This is a genomic window from Mycobacterium sp. pW045, assembly GCF_041287085.1.
Classification (GTDB): domain Bacteria; phylum Actinomycetota; class Actinomycetes; order Mycobacteriales; family Mycobacteriaceae; genus Mycobacterium; species Mycobacterium algericum_A.
In genome coordinates this window covers 236,725-251,847 of the sequence record NZ_JBGGKU010000002.1, presented here as the reverse complement: position 1 = coordinate 251,847, position 15,123 = coordinate 236,725, and the positions used below count along the sequence as shown (strand labels likewise).

Annotated in this window: 14 protein-coding genes; 8 read left to right on the top strand and 6 right to left on the bottom strand. The window is 69.4% G+C overall.

Annotated features, from left to right (window positions below; genetic code table 11):
* Nucleotides 1-4: 4 nt before the first annotated feature.
* The 3 genes from glgX to ripD form a co-directional block, all read right to left on the bottom strand.
* A complete protein-coding gene (glgX, locus tag ACAG20_RS03730) occupies nucleotides 5-2,152 on the bottom strand; it encodes a glycogen debranching protein GlgX (RefSeq protein ID WP_370491576.1) in 2,148 nt (715 codons plus the stop codon).
* Nucleotides 2,143-4,368: an acyltransferase family protein gene (locus tag ACAG20_RS03725; RefSeq protein ID WP_370491575.1), complete on the bottom strand. Its 2,226-nt coding sequence runs from the start codon at nucleotides 4,366-4,368 to the stop codon at nucleotides 2,143-2,145. The genes glgX and ACAG20_RS03725 overlap by 10 nt, the downstream gene beginning before the upstream one ends.
* Before the next feature lie 71 nt (nucleotides 4,369-4,439).
* Entirely contained in the window at nucleotides 4,440-5,069 is a 630-nt protein-coding gene (gene ripD, locus ACAG20_RS03720; protein ID WP_370491574.1) for an NlpC/P60 family peptidoglycan-binding protein RipD, read from the bottom strand.
* 161 nt (nucleotides 5,070-5,230) lie between these two features.
* Here ripD and ACAG20_RS03715 point away from each other — a divergent pair, with 161 nt between their 5' ends.
* From ACAG20_RS03715 to ACAG20_RS03695, 5 genes are all read left to right on the top strand, one after another.
* Complete coding sequence (locus ACAG20_RS03715) at nucleotides 5,231-6,532, top strand: adenosylmethionine--8-amino-7-oxononanoate transaminase (protein WP_370491573.1); 1,302 nt, start codon at nucleotides 5,231-5,233, stop codon at nucleotides 6,530-6,532.
* A gap of 32 nt (nucleotides 6,533-6,564) precedes the next feature.
* The gene (locus tag ACAG20_RS03710; RefSeq protein ID WP_370491572.1) at nucleotides 6,565-7,722 is read left to right on the top strand and encodes an 8-amino-7-oxononanoate synthase; all 1,158 of its coding nucleotides are present in this window, start codon (nucleotides 6,565-6,567) and stop codon (nucleotides 7,720-7,722) included.
* Entirely contained in the window at nucleotides 7,719-8,399 is a 681-nt protein-coding gene (bioD, locus tag ACAG20_RS03705) for a dethiobiotin synthase (protein WP_370491571.1), read from the top strand. The genes ACAG20_RS03710 and bioD overlap by 4 nt, the downstream gene beginning before the upstream one ends.
* A gap of 3 nt (nucleotides 8,400-8,402) precedes the next feature.
* Nucleotides 8,403-8,906, top strand: coding sequence for a 2'-5' RNA ligase family protein (locus ACAG20_RS03700; RefSeq protein WP_370491570.1), 504 nt, complete (start codon nucleotides 8,403-8,405; stop codon nucleotides 8,904-8,906).
* Between the two features lie 82 nt (nucleotides 8,907-8,988).
* Nucleotides 8,989-10,515: an HNH endonuclease signature motif containing protein gene (locus ACAG20_RS03695; protein ID WP_370491569.1), complete on the top strand. Its 1,527-nt coding sequence runs from the start codon at nucleotides 8,989-8,991 to the stop codon at nucleotides 10,513-10,515.
* 24 nt (nucleotides 10,516-10,539) lie between these two features.
* On the opposite strand, the gene ACAG20_RS03690 is transcribed toward ACAG20_RS03695, so the two are convergent.
* Nucleotides 10,540-11,115, bottom strand: a complete 576-nt coding sequence (locus ACAG20_RS03690; RefSeq protein ID WP_370491568.1) for a TetR/AcrR family transcriptional regulator C-terminal domain-containing protein — start codon at nucleotides 11,113-11,115, stop codon at nucleotides 10,540-10,542.
* A 14-nt stretch (nucleotides 11,116-11,129) separates the two neighbouring features.
* On the opposite strand from ACAG20_RS03690, the gene bioB reads away from it, so the two are divergent.
* Genes bioB through ACAG20_RS03675 form a run of 3 tightly spaced genes read left to right on the top strand, consistent with a single transcriptional unit; the run spans nucleotide 11,130 to nucleotide 13,053 of the window.
* A complete protein-coding gene (gene bioB / locus ACAG20_RS03685; protein ID WP_370491736.1) occupies nucleotides 11,130-12,161 on the top strand; it encodes a biotin synthase BioB in 1,032 nt (343 codons plus the stop codon).
* Nucleotides 12,161-12,400 (top strand): hypothetical protein, encoded by a 240-nt coding sequence (locus ACAG20_RS03680; protein WP_370491567.1) that lies wholly within the window; start codon nucleotides 12,161-12,163, stop codon nucleotides 12,398-12,400. The genes bioB and ACAG20_RS03680 overlap by 1 nt, the downstream gene beginning before the upstream one ends.
* Nucleotides 12,397-13,053, top strand: coding sequence for a DUF2567 domain-containing protein (locus ACAG20_RS03675; RefSeq protein ID WP_370491566.1), 657 nt, complete (start codon nucleotides 12,397-12,399; stop codon nucleotides 13,051-13,053). Before ACAG20_RS03680 ends, ACAG20_RS03675 begins: the two co-directional genes overlap by 4 nt.
* Here the strand turns inward: ACAG20_RS03675 and ACAG20_RS03670 are convergent.
* Nucleotides 13,019-14,356 carry a lipase family protein gene (locus ACAG20_RS03670; RefSeq protein WP_370491565.1) on the bottom strand — a complete coding sequence of 446 codons (1,338 nt, stop codon included), beginning with the start codon at nucleotides 14,354-14,356 and terminating at the stop codon, nucleotides 13,019-13,021. The two genes, ACAG20_RS03675 and ACAG20_RS03670, sit on opposite strands and share 35 nt — an antisense overlap.
* Before the next feature lie 43 nt (nucleotides 14,357-14,399).
* Complete coding sequence (locus ACAG20_RS03665; protein ID WP_370491564.1) at nucleotides 14,400-15,092, bottom strand: NUDIX domain-containing protein; 693 nt, start codon at nucleotides 15,090-15,092, stop codon at nucleotides 14,400-14,402.
* Between the last annotated feature and the right edge of the window lie 31 nt (nucleotides 15,093-15,123).

Below are 15,123 nucleotides of genomic sequence, written 5' to 3'. Positions count from 1 at the left end.
TGCCTCAGCGGCTCTTGCACAAGATGATCAGCGAGCGTGCCGCGACGGCGACGGTATGTCCCGCCTCAACCGACAGCTCACTGCGGCCGGCGGCGTCGGCGGTGTCGATCACCGCGTGCCAGCCCTGCGCGTAGCCGCCGTCGGGGGTGACGAAGTCCACCGGTGTCTCGCCGGCGTTGAAGCACAGCAGAAACGAGTCGTCGACGATGCGCTGCCCGCGAGCATCGGGTTCGGGCAGTGCCTCGCCGTTGAGGAAAACCATGACGCACCTGCCGAATTCGCTGTCCCAGTCCTGCTGGGTCATCTCGTGCCCGGCCGGGGTCAGCCAGGCGATGTCGCGCACCTCGTCCCCGCCGCGGATCGGTCGGCCCTGCAAGAACCGCCGTCGCCGGAACACCGGGTGTGCGGTGCGCAGCGCGGTCAACGCCCGGGTGAACGCCAGCAGGTCGGCGTTCTTGTCGACCAGCGACCAGTCCATCCAGGACAGCTCGGAGTCCTGGCAGTAGACGTTGTTGTTGCCGTGCTGGGTGCGGCCCAGTTCGTCGCCGTGGGCGATCATCGGGGTGCCCTGGCTGATCAGCAGGGTGGCCATGATGTTGCGGACCTGGTGCGCGCGCAACGCCAGGATGGCGGCGTCGTCGGTCGGCCCCTCGACGCCGCAGTTCCACGATCGGTTGTAGCTCTCGCCGTCCCGGTTGTCCTCGCCGTTGGTCTCGTTGTGTTTCTCGTTGTAGGACACCAGATCCGCCAGCGTGAAACCGTCATGGCAGGTGACGAAGTTGATGCTGGCGCCGGGACGCCGGCCGGTCGCCTCGTACAGGTCCGACGAGCCGGTCAGCCGGGAGGCGAACTCGCCGAGGGTTTCGGGCACACCGCGCCAATAGTCGCGCACGGTGTCGCGGTACTTGCCGTTCCACTCCGTCCACAGCCCCGGGAAGTTGCCAACTTGATAGCCGCCTTCGCCGACGTCCCACGGCTCGGCGATCAGCTTGACCTGGCTCACCACCGGATCCTGTTGCACCAGATCGAAGAACGCCGAAAGCCGGTCGACGTCGTGCAGCTCTCGGGCCAGCGTCGAGGCGAGGTCGAAGCGGAACCCGTCGACGTGCATCTCGGTCACCCAGTAGCGCAGTGAGTCCATGATCAGCTGCAGGGTGTGCGGATGCCGGGCGTTGAGACTGTTGCCGGTGCCGGTGTAGTCGGTGTAGAGGCGCGGATCGTCATCGGACAGCCGGTAGTAGGCGGCGTTGTCGATGCCGCGGAAGTTGATCGTCGGGCCCAGGTGATTGCCTTCGGCGGTGTGGTTGTAGACCACGTCGAGGATCACCTCGATGCCGGCCTGGTGGAAGGTACGCACCATCGCCTTGAACTCCGCCACCGCGCCACCCGCCTGGCGGCTGGCCGCATAGGAGTTGTGCGGCGCGAAGAATCCGACGGTGTTGTAGCCCCAGTAGTTTCGCAGCCCCAGCTGCCGCAGCCGATGATCGTGCATGAACTGATGCACCGGCATCAGTTCGATGGCGGTCACGCTCAGCGACTTGAGGTGATCGATGATCACCGGGTGTGCCAGCCCGGCGTAGGTGCCGCGCAACTCTTCCGGGACGCCGGGATGGGTCTGCGTCATGCCCTTGACGTGCGCTTCGTAGATGATCGTCTCGTGGTAGGGCGTGCGCGGCGCCCGGTCGGCCGCCCAGTCGAAGAACGGGTTGATCACCACGCTGGTCATGGTGTGCCCCAACGAGTCCAGCGCAGGGGGAGGGCCGTCGCCGGCTGCGCCGTCGGGGTCGTTCAGGTCGTAGGAGAACAGGGCAGGGCCGAAGTCGAAGTCGCCGTGGAACGCCTTCCCGTAGGGATCCAACAACAGCTTGCCCGGGTCGCAGCGTTGGCCCGCGGACGGGTTGAACGGCCCGTGCACCCGGAATCCGTAGTGCTGACCGGGTCCGACGCCGGGTAGATAGGCGTGCCAGACGTATCCGTCGACCTCGTCGAGGCCGATGCGGGTTTCGGTGGTGTCGTGGTCGTCGATCAGGCACAGTTCGACGCGCTCGGCGACCTCGGAGAACACCGCGAAATTGGTTCCGGCCCCGTCGTAGACGGCACCGAGCGGGTAGCTGTGGCCTGGCCAGACCGCGGCGACCGGGCTCACCACCATCCGGTGGCCGCACCCATCTGCCGGCCGAGCTCACCGGTCATGGTGCGCATGTAGGTCGCCGAGAGGTGATGGGAGTCGTGATAGATCAGCACATTCCCCTCCACCGCGCGGCAGATATCGGTGTCGCACACGGCGTCGGACAGATCCAGCGGCTTGAGCAGCGGGAAGCGTTCGACGAAATCGAGGGTGGGGTTGCGGTCGACGAGGACTTCGGAGCGCTTGATGCCGCAGGACTCCGCGTCGCCGCCGGAGGCCAGGCAGTCCGCCGGCTGGAACGGTTGGCCGTCGCGCACCAACCACGGGGTGTCGCGTACCCCGAGGATCGGAATCTTGTTCTCGGACAATCTTTTCCAGATCCCGATGTAGGTTCCCGGCATCACATCACCGGGTTTGATGTTCCATGGCCGGGTGGCGGTGGTGAACACGTAGTCCGGGTGGTCGGCGATCAGCTTGTCCATGGTCTTGCCCACCCATTCGTAGCATTGCGGGTAAGGCGCGTTGTTGCCCATGATCAGCGGCACCTTCTCGGTGGACAGCGGGCAGCCCATCTTGAGGTAGGTCACCACCTTGAAGTGGTGCCGCTGGCCGAGGATGTCCAGTGCCGGCAGCCAGTGCTCGGCGTGCGATCCGCCGGCCAGCGCCACGGTCCGGCTGGCCTCCGGGTCGCCGTAGGTGCAGTTGATCAGTGCCGGATTGCTGAACGTGCTGATGCAGCCGTCCCGGGTGGAGCGGGGCAGGTCTTTCTTGGCCTCCAGGATGGTGGGCCGCATCCGTAGCTTGGGCACCCGCTGGTGTTTGAGCAGGGCGCGGGCGCCTGGGTAGTCGTCCTTGCTGAGTTTGGCCAGTTCCTTGCCGCTGGCGCGCTGGACGGTGACGTGCTCGCGCCAGGTGAACGACGTCGCGGTCAGGGCCACCCCCAGCAGCACCACCGTGGAGCCCAGCGCCAGCGTCGGTCGCTTCCACCAGCCCGGCGACGGCGCACGCCAGGGGTTGCGCCGTGCCGGCGGGACGCCGGCCCCGGCCGGAGCGCGGTAGCGCAGCGGGTCTTCGACGAGCCGGGTGGTCAGATAGGCCAGCACACCGGACAGCAGCAGGATCACCGCGCCCTCGAGCACCGAGGCGTGTCGGTTACCGGTGTAGGACAGCCAGAAGATCAGCAGCGGCCAGTGCCACAGGTACAGCGAGTAGGCCATCGCCCCCAGCGTCACCAGCGGCCCGCTCGCCAGCCACCGGTTGGGCCACGGCAGTTTGTCGCTGGTGCTGGGGTGCGCCTGGCGATTGGCTCCGGCCAGGATGAACGCCACCGTGGCGCCGACCGGCACCAGCGCCCAGGGACCGGGGAACTCTTGCACCCCTTCGATCAGGGCGCCACAGCTCAGGATCGCGGCCAGCGCCAGGGTGGCCACGATGGTACGCAGCCACATCGGCCAGCGGATGTAGGGGATGAGCGCCCCGGCCAGGGCGCCGAGCAGCAGTTCCCAGGCGCGGGCGAAGCTGTTGTAGTAAGCCAGTGACTGGTTGGCCTGGTGCGCGACGATCGCGTACCAGAACGACGCCACCGTCAGCGCGGTGAGCAGCACCACGAAGGCCGAGCGCAGGTGGGTGCGCAGCAGGCGCCGGAAGACGAATGCGAAGCCGAAGATCAACAGCAGGAAACTGAGGTAGAACTGGCCCTGCACCGACATCGACCAGATGTGTTGGAGCGGGCTGACGGCCTCACCGGCGCGCAGGTAGTCCGAGGCGGTGCGCGCCAGCTCCCAGTTCTGGTAGTAGCCGAGGCTGGCCAGGCTCTGGTCGGCGAAGGTCTCCCAGCGGGTCTGCGGCTGGATCCATATCGTCAGCGCCGCGCACGCTGCCAGCACCACGACCAGGGCGGGCAGCAGCCGCCGAACCAGCCGGATCAGGTCGGGCACCGGGGACAGCGACGAGGACGGGTTCAGCGCCACCCGCAGCAGCTTGCCGCCGAAGAAGAACCCGGACAGCGCCAAGAAGACGTCGACCCCGCCGGAGACCCGCCCGAACCAGACGTGGAACACCGCCACCAACGCGATCGCGAGGCCGCGCAGCCCGTCGAGGTCGTGGCGGTAGAAGCCCGCCTTGCGGGTTCCCATCGCAGTGGCCGTCCCGGCGGGCGGAACGGACCCGGCAACCGACCCGCCGGCGGGGGGTGCCGCAGCAGGTGTTGCCGCCGGTCGCGGCGGGGAGAGGGCAATCATGATCGCCCGATAATCTACCTAACCGGGCGGTAGAAACCGCATTCCAACCGGTGTGACGTCCGCCGGGTGTGTCAGGGGATCACCCGGGTCAGATACGGGACCATGTTGGAGGTACGCGCCGGCGATACGGTGACCGCCGGGCTGGTGCCCTCGATCATCTGATTGTTGCCGAGGTACAGTGCGACGCTTTGCGTGCCGCCCGGCCCGTAGCAGAGCAGGTCGCCGGCTCGGGCCTGCGCGGGCGGGACCTTCTGCCCGACGCTGCACTGTTCGCCGGAGGTGCGCGGCATCTTGATGCCGGCGCCGGCGAACGCGTACTGGATCAGGCCGGAGGCGTCGAACCCGACGGTGGTGGTGTCGGGGATGTCCTCGCCGGGCGCCGGCGTGGTTCCCGGCAGGCCGGGCATGGTGCTGCCGGCCGCGATGGGGCCGCCGGGCCGGCTGGTGCGGCCGGTGAGATCGGTCAGCGCGCCGCGGGTGGTGGCCGCCCTGGCCCGTGCGTTGTTGGTCGGGCCGTTGATGTCGCCGCCGCCGTAGACGAAGGGCACGCCGCGTTGCGACAGCGCGCGCTGGACCACGCGGTCGATGAGCTGGTTGTGGCCGGTCTGGGAGAGCGGGTCGGCCCCGGCCGGGCCGGCGGCGCTCAACGTCGGGGCCATTGCCGCTGCCAGTGCGATCGCGGTGGCGCAGATGCGTTTCATCGGTCATCTCCTTTCGCGCCGGTAATCACGGCAGCATCATTGGTCACTCCTGTCACAGATCGTACCGGCGCTTACGCGGGGTTCCCTGCGGCTGCCGAGAAATTGGGCAACCTGTGACCGAACGGTTACGCCGGTCGCCGCCCGCATTACTGTCGTCAGTCATGTCCGCGTTGAGTCCCGAGCAGATCAGCGCGATCGACGCCGCACACCTGTGGCACCCCTACAGCACGATCGGGGCCGAAGCGCCGGCCCCGACGGTGGCGGTGGCGGCCCGGGGTGCCTACCTGACGCTGATCGTCGATGACGCCCCGGTCGACGTGCTCGACGCCATGAGCTCCTGGTGGACCGCGATCCACGGGCACGGCCATCCGACGCTGGACGCCGCGCTGACCGCGCAGCTGGGCACCATGAACCACGTCATGTTCGGCGGGCTCACCCACGAGCCGGCCGCCCGGCTGGCACAGCTGCTGGTGGACATCACCCCGGCCGGGCTGGACACGGTGTTCTTCTCCGACTCGGGTTCGGTGTCGGTCGAGGTGGCGGTGAAGATGGCGCTGCAGTACTGGCGCGCGCGCGGCCGCCCCGGCAAGCACCGGCTGATGACCTGGCGCGGCGGCTACCACGGCGACACGTTCACCCCGATGAGCATCTGCGACCCCGACGGCGGCATGCACACGTTGTGGACCGGCGAACATTCGGTGCTGGCCCGGCAGCTGTTCGCCCCACAGGTGCCCCGCGATTACGACCCGGCCTACGCCGCCGCGTTCGAGGCGCAACTGGAGCGTCACCGCGACGAACTGGCGGCCGTGGTGGTCGAACCGGTGGTCCAGGGCGCCGGTGGGATGCGCTTCCATGACCCGCGTTACCTGTCGGATCTGCGCGAGGCCTGCAGCCGCCACGGCGTGCTGCTCATCTTCGACGAGATCGCCACCGGTTTCGGCCGCACCGGTGAGCTGTTCGCCGCCGAGCATGCCGGTGTCAGCCCGGACATCATGTGCGTCGGCAAGGCGCTGACCGGCGGCTACCTCAGCCTGGCCGCCACGTTGTGCAGCACCGAGATCGCGCATGCCATCAGCGGCGGGGAGGCCGGCGCCCTGATGCACGGCCCGACCTTCATGGCCAACCCGCTGGCCTGCGCGGTGTCGGTCGCCAGCACCGAGCTGCTGCTGGGCCAGGACTGGCGTTCCCGCGTCGGCGAAATCGGCTCCGGGCTGACCGCCGCGCTGGCGCCGGCCCGCGATCTGCCCGGTGTCGCCGATGTGCGGGTGTGCGGCGCGATAGGGGTCATCGAATGCCGGGAATCGGTGGACCTGGCGGTGGCCACGCCGGCCGCGTTGGCCCACGGGGTCTGGCTGCGCCCGTTCCGCAACCTGGTGTACACGATGCCGCCGTATGTCTGCACGCCTGAGGAGATCGCCCGGATCGGTGCCGCGATGCTCGGCGTGGTCCGTGCCTTAACCTGAACGGTGTTCAACTGTCGTCGAGGGAGTGCACGGTGACCCGCACGGATCTGTCTCCGCTGGCCTGGCTGGCTGAAGTGGAGCAGCAGCGTCGCCAGGACGGGCTGCGGCGCTCGCTGCGGGTGCGGCCCGCCGTCGCCACCGAGCTGGACCTGGCCTCCAACGACTACCTCGGGCTCTCGGCGCACCCGGCCGTCATCGCCGGCGGGGTCGAGGCACTGCAGACCTGGGGCGGCGGCGCCGGGGGGTCCCGGCTGGTCACCGGCAACACCGAACTGCACGCCCGGTTCGAGCAGGACTTGGCCGACTTCGTCGGTGCGCCGGCGGGCCTGGTGTTCTCCTCGGGCTACACCGCCAATATCGGCGCCGTCGTGAGCCTGTCGGGGCCGGGCTCGCTGCTGGTCTCCGACGCCTACTGCCACGCGTCGCTGGTGGACGCCTGCCGGTTGTCGAAGGCGCGGGTGGTCATCACCGGTCACCGTGACGTCGACGCGGTGGCCGCGGCCCTGGCAGACCGTGCCGAGGAGCGCGCCGTGGTCATCACGGAGTCGGTGTTCAGCGCCGACGGGGCGCTGGCCCCGCTGCGCGAGCTGCACGAGGTATGCCGCCGGCACGGCGCGTTGCTGATCGTCGACGAGGCACACGCGGTCGGTGTACGCGGCGACGGCGGCCGCGGTCTGGTACACGAGGTCGGGTTGGCCGGGGCGCCCGACGTGGTGATGACGACGACGCTGTCCAAGGCACTGGGCAGTCAAGGCGGGGCGGTGCTGGGACCGGTCGCGGTGCGCGATCATCTCATCGACGCCGCCCGGACCTTCATCTTCGACACCGGCCTGGCGCCGGCGGCGCTCGGCGCTGCGTCGGCCGCCCTGGGCGTGCTGGCCGCGGAGCCGTCGCGCGCCACCGACGTATTGCGCCACGCCCGCACGCTGGCCGCGGTCTGCGGAGTGCCCGAACGCCCGGAGTCCGCGGTGGTCTCGGTGATTCTCGGCGACGCCGAGACCGCGGTGTCGGCCGCGGCCGCCTGCCTGGATGCCGGGGTGCGGGTGGGCTGTTTCCGGCCGCCGACGGTGCCGGCCGGCACCTCGCGGCTGCGGTTGACCGCGCGGGCGTCGCTGACCGAGGGAGATCTCGCGCTGGCCGGCCGGGTGCTGACCCAGGTGCTGCGCGACCACCGCCCCGCGGCGCAATGACCGTCCTGGTCATCACCGGCACCGGCACCGGGGTCGGGAAGACCATCGCCACCGCGGCATTGGCCTGCTGTGCCCGCCAGGCCGGGCTGGACGTGGCGGTGTGCAAGCCGGTACAGACCGGCACCGCCGACGGCGACGATGACCTGGCCGAAGTCGGCCGGTTGTGCGGGGCCACCGAGCTGTTCGGGACCGCCCGGTACCCGGCCCCGCTGGCCCCGCAGGTCGCCGCCGAGCTGGCCGGGATGGCCCTGCCCACCCGCGCCGAGTTGCTCGGGGCGATCCGCGCCGCCGACCGGCCCGACCGGTTGACCCTGGTCGAGGGCGCCGGGGGACTGCTGGTCGAGCTGGCCGCCGACGGAGTCACGCTGCGGGACCTTGCCGTCGACCTCGGTGCCGCCGTGCTGGTGGTGGTCAACGCCGAACTGGGGACCCTCAACCACACCGCTCTTACGCTGGAATCCCTTGCCGGACAAGGCCTGTCATGCGCCGGACTGATCATCGGCAGCTGGCCCGGGCAGCCCGACGCCGTCGCCACCTCCAATCGTGCGGCGCTGGCCAGGCTGGCGCCGGTGCGCGCCGCGCTGCCGGAGGGATCGGCGGCCCTGGACCTTGCGGAGTTCGCCGAGATGAGCTGCACCGCGTTCGATGTCGGCTGGGTGCGCGCGCTGGCGGGCTGAGCGATGGTGCACTCGATCGAGTTGGTCTTCGACGCCGCCACCGAGACCACGGTCCGCGATATCTGGGCGCAGCTGGCCGCGGCCGGAGTGCCCAGCCAGGCGCCGGCCGCCCGACCGCACGTCACCCTGGCGGTCGCCCAGCGCATCGATGCCCGGGTCGACGGGGAACTGGCCGCAGTCGCCGACCGGCTGCCGATCGACTGCATTTTGGGCGCGACGGTGATCTTCGGGCGCTCCCACGGTGTGCTTGCCCGGCTGGTGGTACCGACCGTCGAGCTACTGGACCTGCATGCGCAGGTGTACCGGGTGTGCGCCCCGCACCTGCTTCCGGGACCGATGTCCAACGTCGCGCCCGGCCGGTGGACCGCCCACGTCACGCTGGCCCGGCGCGTCGGCCCGGCGCAGTTGGGCCGCGCCCAGCGCATCGCCGGGCGCGGTGAGATCACCGGCCGATTCATCGGATTGCGACGCTGGGATGGCAACACCCGCACCGAGTATCGGGTCTGACCGCCCAGCCGTTGTGAATACCGCGACCCTGCCAAATAGTTGAGTCATAGTTGAGTCAGTAGGCCCTGGTAGCATCGAACGTATGTTCGAACCCCCTTCACCGAGGCTTCCGTCTCCAGAGTCGGTCGCGCGGCTCAACGAGCGGTTTCGGCGGCGTTATCCGGCGACGACGCCGGAGTCGGCGGCGTTGGTGGATCGCATCGCGGCCTCGGCGCGGGCGGAGAACCGGGCGGCAGCAGCGCACCTGGTGGCAATCGGGGAGTTGTTTGCGCTGCGGCTGAGCGCGTGCGGTGAGACCGAGGAGTGGGCGGTCGATACCGAGGCGGCAGTGGCTGCGGAGGTGGCGGCGGCGTTACGGATCAGCCAAGGGCTCGCGGGCAGTCGGCTGCGGTATGCCAGGGCAATGCGTGAGGATTTGCCGCAGGTGGCGCAGGTGTTTGCGGCCGGTGATATCGATATCCGGCTGTTCCAGACCATCGTGTATCGCACGGGGTTGATCACCGATCGTGAGGTATTGGCGGCCGTGGATACCCAGTTGGCGGCGCAGGTGACGCGCTGGCCGTCGCTGACCATGAGCCGGTTGGCGGCACGCATCGACAAGATCGTCGCCAAGGCCGATAAGGATGCGGTACGGCGCCGCAAGGATCGCCAAGCCGAACGCGAGATTCTGTTCGGCACCTTTCTCGAAGGCGGGCTGTCGGAGATTCAGGGCAGCATGTTCACCCCCGATGCGCGTGCGCTGGATAAGGCATTGGATGCGCTGGCCGCCACGGTGTGTGAACACGATCCCCGCACTCGTGAGCAGCGCCGTGCCGACGCGATGGGGGCGCTGGCGGTGCGAGCCGAGCGGCTGGGGTGCCGTTGCGGTCGCCCCGACTGCGCAGCGTCGGGGCGACCGGCCGCCTCACCGGTGGTCATTCACGTCATCGCTGAGCAGGCCACCGTCGACGGAACCGGTGATGTGCCGGGCTCCTTGGTCGACGCTGATGGGCTGATCCCGCCGGAGTTGATCGCTGAGCTCGCCCGATCCGCCCGGTTGGTGTCGTTGGTGCACCCCACTGACGCCCCGCCCGAGCCCGGGTATGTGCCCTCAAAAGCGTTGGCTGACTTTGTGCGGTGTCGGGACCTGACCTGCCGGTGGCCCGGCTGTGATCGACCGGCAGCTGACTGCGACATCGACCATACGATTCCGCGTGGCTCGGGCGGACTCACCCATCCCTCGAATCTCAAATGCTATTGCCGCACACATCATTTGGTGAAGACGTTCTGGGGCTGGCGCGATCAGCAACTGCCGGACGGGACGGTGATCCTGACCTCGCCGGCGGGGCAGACCTACGTCACCACCCCGGGCAGTGCGTGGCTGTTCCCGGGCTTGTGTGCACCCACCGCAGAACTACCGGCACCGCAGCCACGTGACGATGACCGCTGTGGCGATCGCACCGCGATGATGCCCCGCCGCCGGCGCACCCGCGCCCAACACCGCGCGGCCCGCATCACCACCGAACGCAACCAGAATCGCAAGGCTCGCGAAGCACGACGCGCCGCCTTCGAAGCCGTCTGGTTTCCCCAAGGCGACGCCACCGCAGACGACGACCCGCCGCCCTTCTAACTCGGCGAAGCACGGGCTCCGGTCCTAGCCGAGCGTCGCTCCGGCCCGCATCGTCAGCCCGTCGATCAGCAATCCCAGCCCGAACGCGAACGCGCTGCTCGGGTCGGCCTCGGGCGTGATCTCGGCAGCCCCGGCGGCGTCCCACTGCAGCCGGGACTGTTCGTCGGCGGTGAATCCCAAGACGTAGTAGACGACGGTGCGGGCGACCTGCCCGGCCTGATCCGGGTGCACGCCTGCGGCCGTCGCCGCCTCCGCCAGCAGGGCCAGGATGTCGGTGGCCGCCCGGGACTGACCCGCCGCCATGCTGGCCGACACCAATTCGGCGCCGTCGGTGTGAGACAGCAGCGCATCCCGCAGGCGTTCACCCACGGTCTGGATCCGCCACTGCCAGCCGCCCGGCCCGGGGTCGACGCAGGCCGGCGCCAGCACGCGGTCGGCGACCGCCCCCAGCAGTTGCTGTTTGTTGGCGAAATGCCAGTAAAGCGCGCTGGGGCTGACGTTCAGCTCGCGCGCCACCCGGCGCATCGACAGGTCGGCGATGCCGTAGTCGTCCAGGATGGTGGCCGCCGCGGCGACCACGTCACGTTTGTGCAGCTGCACCCCGTTACCCTAACCTGAACACCGTTCAAGTCTTGAGGGGAGCACGTGTGACCGACGACATCCTGGCGCTGGCCCGTGAACAGGTTCTGGAGCGCGGCGAGGCGTTGGGGGCCGATCAGGTCCTCGAGGTGCTACGGCTGCCCGACGACCGGCTCGAGGAGCTACTGGCGCTGGCCCACGATGTGCGGATGCGCTGGTGCGGACCGGAGATCGAGGTCGAGGGCATCATCAGCCTGAAAACCGGTGGCTGCCCGGAGGATTGCCACTTCTGCTCGCAGTCGGGGCTGTTCTCCTCGCCGGTGCGCAGCGCGTGGCTGGACATCCCCAGCCTGGTCGAGGCGGCCAAGCAGACCGCCAAGACCGGCGCCACCGAATTCTGCATCGTGGCCGCGGTGCGCGGGCCCGACGAGCGGTTGCTGGCCCAGGTCTCGGCCGGTATCGAGGCCATCCGCAACGAAGTCGACATCCAGATCGCCTGCTCACTGGGCATGCTGACCCAAGAGCAGGTGGACCAGCTGGCCGCGATGGGCGTGCACCGCTACAACCACAACCTGGAGACCGCCCGCTCGCACTTCCCCAACGTCGTCACCACCCACACCTGGGAGGAGCGGTGGGAGACGCTGCGGATGATCGGCAAGGCCGGCATGGAGGTCTGCTGCGGCGGCATCCTGGGCATGGGCGAGACCCTGGAGCAGCGCGCCGAGTTCGCCGCCGAGCTGGCCGAGCTGGACCCCGACGAGGTGCCGCTGAACTTCCTCAACCCGCGTCCGGGCACCCCGTTCGGTGACCTGGAGGTGCTGCCGGCGGCCGATGCGCTGCGCGCCGTCGCCGCGTTCCGGCTGGCGTTGCCGCGTACCATGCTGCGGTTCGCCGGCGGTCGGGAGATCACCCTGGGCGACCTGGGCGCCAAGCAGGGCATCCTGGGCGGTATCAACGCCATCATCGTCGGCAACTATCTGACCACGCTGGGCCGTCCGGCCGAGACGGACTTGGAGCTGCTCGACGACCTCCAGATGCCGATCAAGGCGCTCAACGCCACCCTCTGATGGTCCGTGACCTGCCCGCTCCGGTGGGAGCCGGCGTCTACAACGTCTACACGGGCGTGCAGCGCGACGATCCCGCCGGTGGCTCGCTGCCCACGGCCGCCCAATTGGGGCTGGAGCCGCCGCGGTTCTGCGGCGCCTGCGGACGCCGGATGATGGTGCAGGTTCGCCCGGACGGCTGGTGGGCCAAGTGTTCTCGGCACGGCCTGGTGGATTCTGCCGACCTGGACACCCGGCGATGACGGCTCCGGTTGCACCGTCGGACCCTGCCGCGCCGCGGCTGAGCCGTCGGCGGGCGTGCCTGATCCTCGCTGCCGGCTTGGCCATCGCCGGGCTGCCGGTGGGAGCGCTGTGGGCATGGATCGCGCCACCGGTGCACGGCGTGGTGGCACTCACCCGGGGCGGTGAGCGGGTACAGGCCTACCTGGGCAACGAGGCCGACCACTTCTTCGTCGCACCGTTTCTGCTGCTGGGGATGTTGGGGGTGGTCGCGGTGGTGGCGGCCACGCTCGCCTGGCAGTGGCGTGCCCACCGGGGCCCCGGCATGGTCGCCGGGCTGTCGGTGGGCCTGACCGCGAGCGCGGCGCTGGCGATGCTGCTCGGCGGCGCGGTGGTGCGGCACCGTTACGGCGTGATCGATGTGGACGGTGCGCCGGTGTCTCCCGAGCATCGGGTGCACTACGTCGTGGAGGGCCCGTCGGTGTTCTTCGGGCACACGCCGTTACAGATCGCGGCCACGTTGCTGTTGCCGGCGGCGACGGCGGCGCTGGTGTACGGCCTGTGCGCCACCTGGAGCCCCCACGATGACCTGGGCGGCTATCCGCCCGAACCGGCGAGGCGGTTGCCGCCGGCCCCGACCGTCACAGTGGAAGGCGGCGCAGCGCGCCACCGGTGATCACCCGCGCCGCCACCAGGCCCAGTCGCGCCAGGCCCAGGTAGGTCTTGGGGTTCAGCAGCGTCGGCCACTGGCTCTGCACCGCGCCTGCCGGCAGCGGCCGGTTGGCGAACCGGTCACGTAACCAGTCCAGCACCATCGGCACCGACAGCGGGTGCAGCAGAATGTGCTCGCTGAGCGGATCGCGGTGATACGTCAGCCGGGCGCCGGCGGCGATATAGGCCTCCGCCAAGTGGTCGATGTGCACGACGGAAATCACCTGGTCGTGAACGGCTTGCAGCATCAACACCGGCGGTTTCGGGGCATGGTTACCGAGCTTGGTGTCCTCGAAGACGTGTTGTACCGCAGGCAGTTCCACCAGGTGCTGGAGCGGCCGATCGATGAACTCCGCGAGTGACTTGTGGTGCATCCGCATGATGGCGCCGACCGTGGTCATGGACTCCAGTGAACGCATCAATGCCTTGCCCTCGGCGGTGGCGTGATCGTCGATCACCTTCTGCAAGTCGGGGTAGATCTTCGCCAAGGTGGCGATCATCACCGCGGGCAGCCCGGAGAAGAACGTCCCGTCCAACCCGAGGAAGGTGTGCCCGAGGTCGCCCACCGGCGACCCGAGCACCGCACCGACGATGTTGAGTTCGGGCGCGTAATCGCCGCCCACTTCCGCGGCCCAGCCGGTGGCCAGACCGCCGCCGGAATAGCCCCACAAGCCCACCGGGGCGTCGCGGGACAACCCCAGTCGCTCGGCACCCACGGCGGCGCGCACCCCGTCGAGCACGCAGTAACCCGGTTCGTACGGTGCCCCCCAGCGGCCGTCCCGTCCCTCGTGGTCGGGGATCGACACCGCCCAGCCCTGCTCGAGGGCCGCCACGATGAGCACGAACTCGAGCTGGGTGAACGAGCCGTAACCCTTGGCCCGCCGGCGCAGCGCATACGAGGGAAAGCAGCGGCCGTCCACCGCGTCGATCGCGCACTGGTACGACACGATCGGACAGGGGCGGCTGCGCTCACGGTCGGCCGGGACCAGCACCGTCGTCACCGCCGCCTGCGGGACGTTGTTGCGGTCGACGGTCCGGTAGAGCAGCTGGGTGGCGACCAGTTGCTGGGGGATCAGACCCAAAAAGGCCAGCTCGACCTCACGGGAGCGCAGCACCGTGCCGGGCACGGCGTGCTGGAAGCCGGCCGGCGGTTCGTAGAACGGGTCCTCGGCCGGCCGCAGCGGGCGGTCGTCGGGTTGCAGCGGCTCGTGGGGGGCCTGCCCGATCCACTCGACAGAGGGTTCGCGGGCCAGGCTGTCGAAGTCCATCCGGGCATTGTTGCTTAAGAAGGCACTAAGATTCCAGTCCGACTCACCCCGGCGGCCGCAGTGCCGCGAATTCGTCGGTCACCCGCAATTCGGAATCGGTGAAGCGGTACCGGGCGGCCGGGCGTCCGCCACTGCGTCCCGAGCGGGCGGTGGTGCCGGTACGCGTGATCACCCCCCGGCGGACCAGCACCCGCTGCAGGTTAGTGGCGTCGACCTGGTAGCCGAGCACCACACTGTAGATGTCACGTAGCGTCGAAATGATGAATTCCGTTGGCGCCAAACCGAATCCGATGTTCGTATAGGACATCTTGGCCACCAGCCGGCTATGGGCGTGCTCCACCATGGGGGCGTGGTCGAACGCCATCGGGGGAAGGTCGTCGACCGGATGCCAGTGCGTGTCGCCGGGCAGTTCGGGGTCGGCGGGGGAGGGCACCAGGCCCAGAAACGTCGAAGCGATGGTGCGTGCACCCGGCACCCGGCCCGGGTCGGAGAACACAGCCAGCTGCTCAAGGTGGGCGATCTCACGCAGGTCCACCTTCTCGGCCAGTAGCCGGCGAGCCGACGTGGTCACGTCCTCGTCGTCGCGCAACAGTCCACCCGGCAGGGACCACCGTCCGAGCTGGGGTTCTCGAGCCCGTTGCCACAACAGAACGTTGAGTCGGGGGCGGCGGCTGTCGAGGTCGCCAACCTGGAAGACCGCGGTGAGCACCTCATGCGCGGTGCTAGTATGAACCATGTTTTCGATTGTAAGTCGAAAACCTCATTCG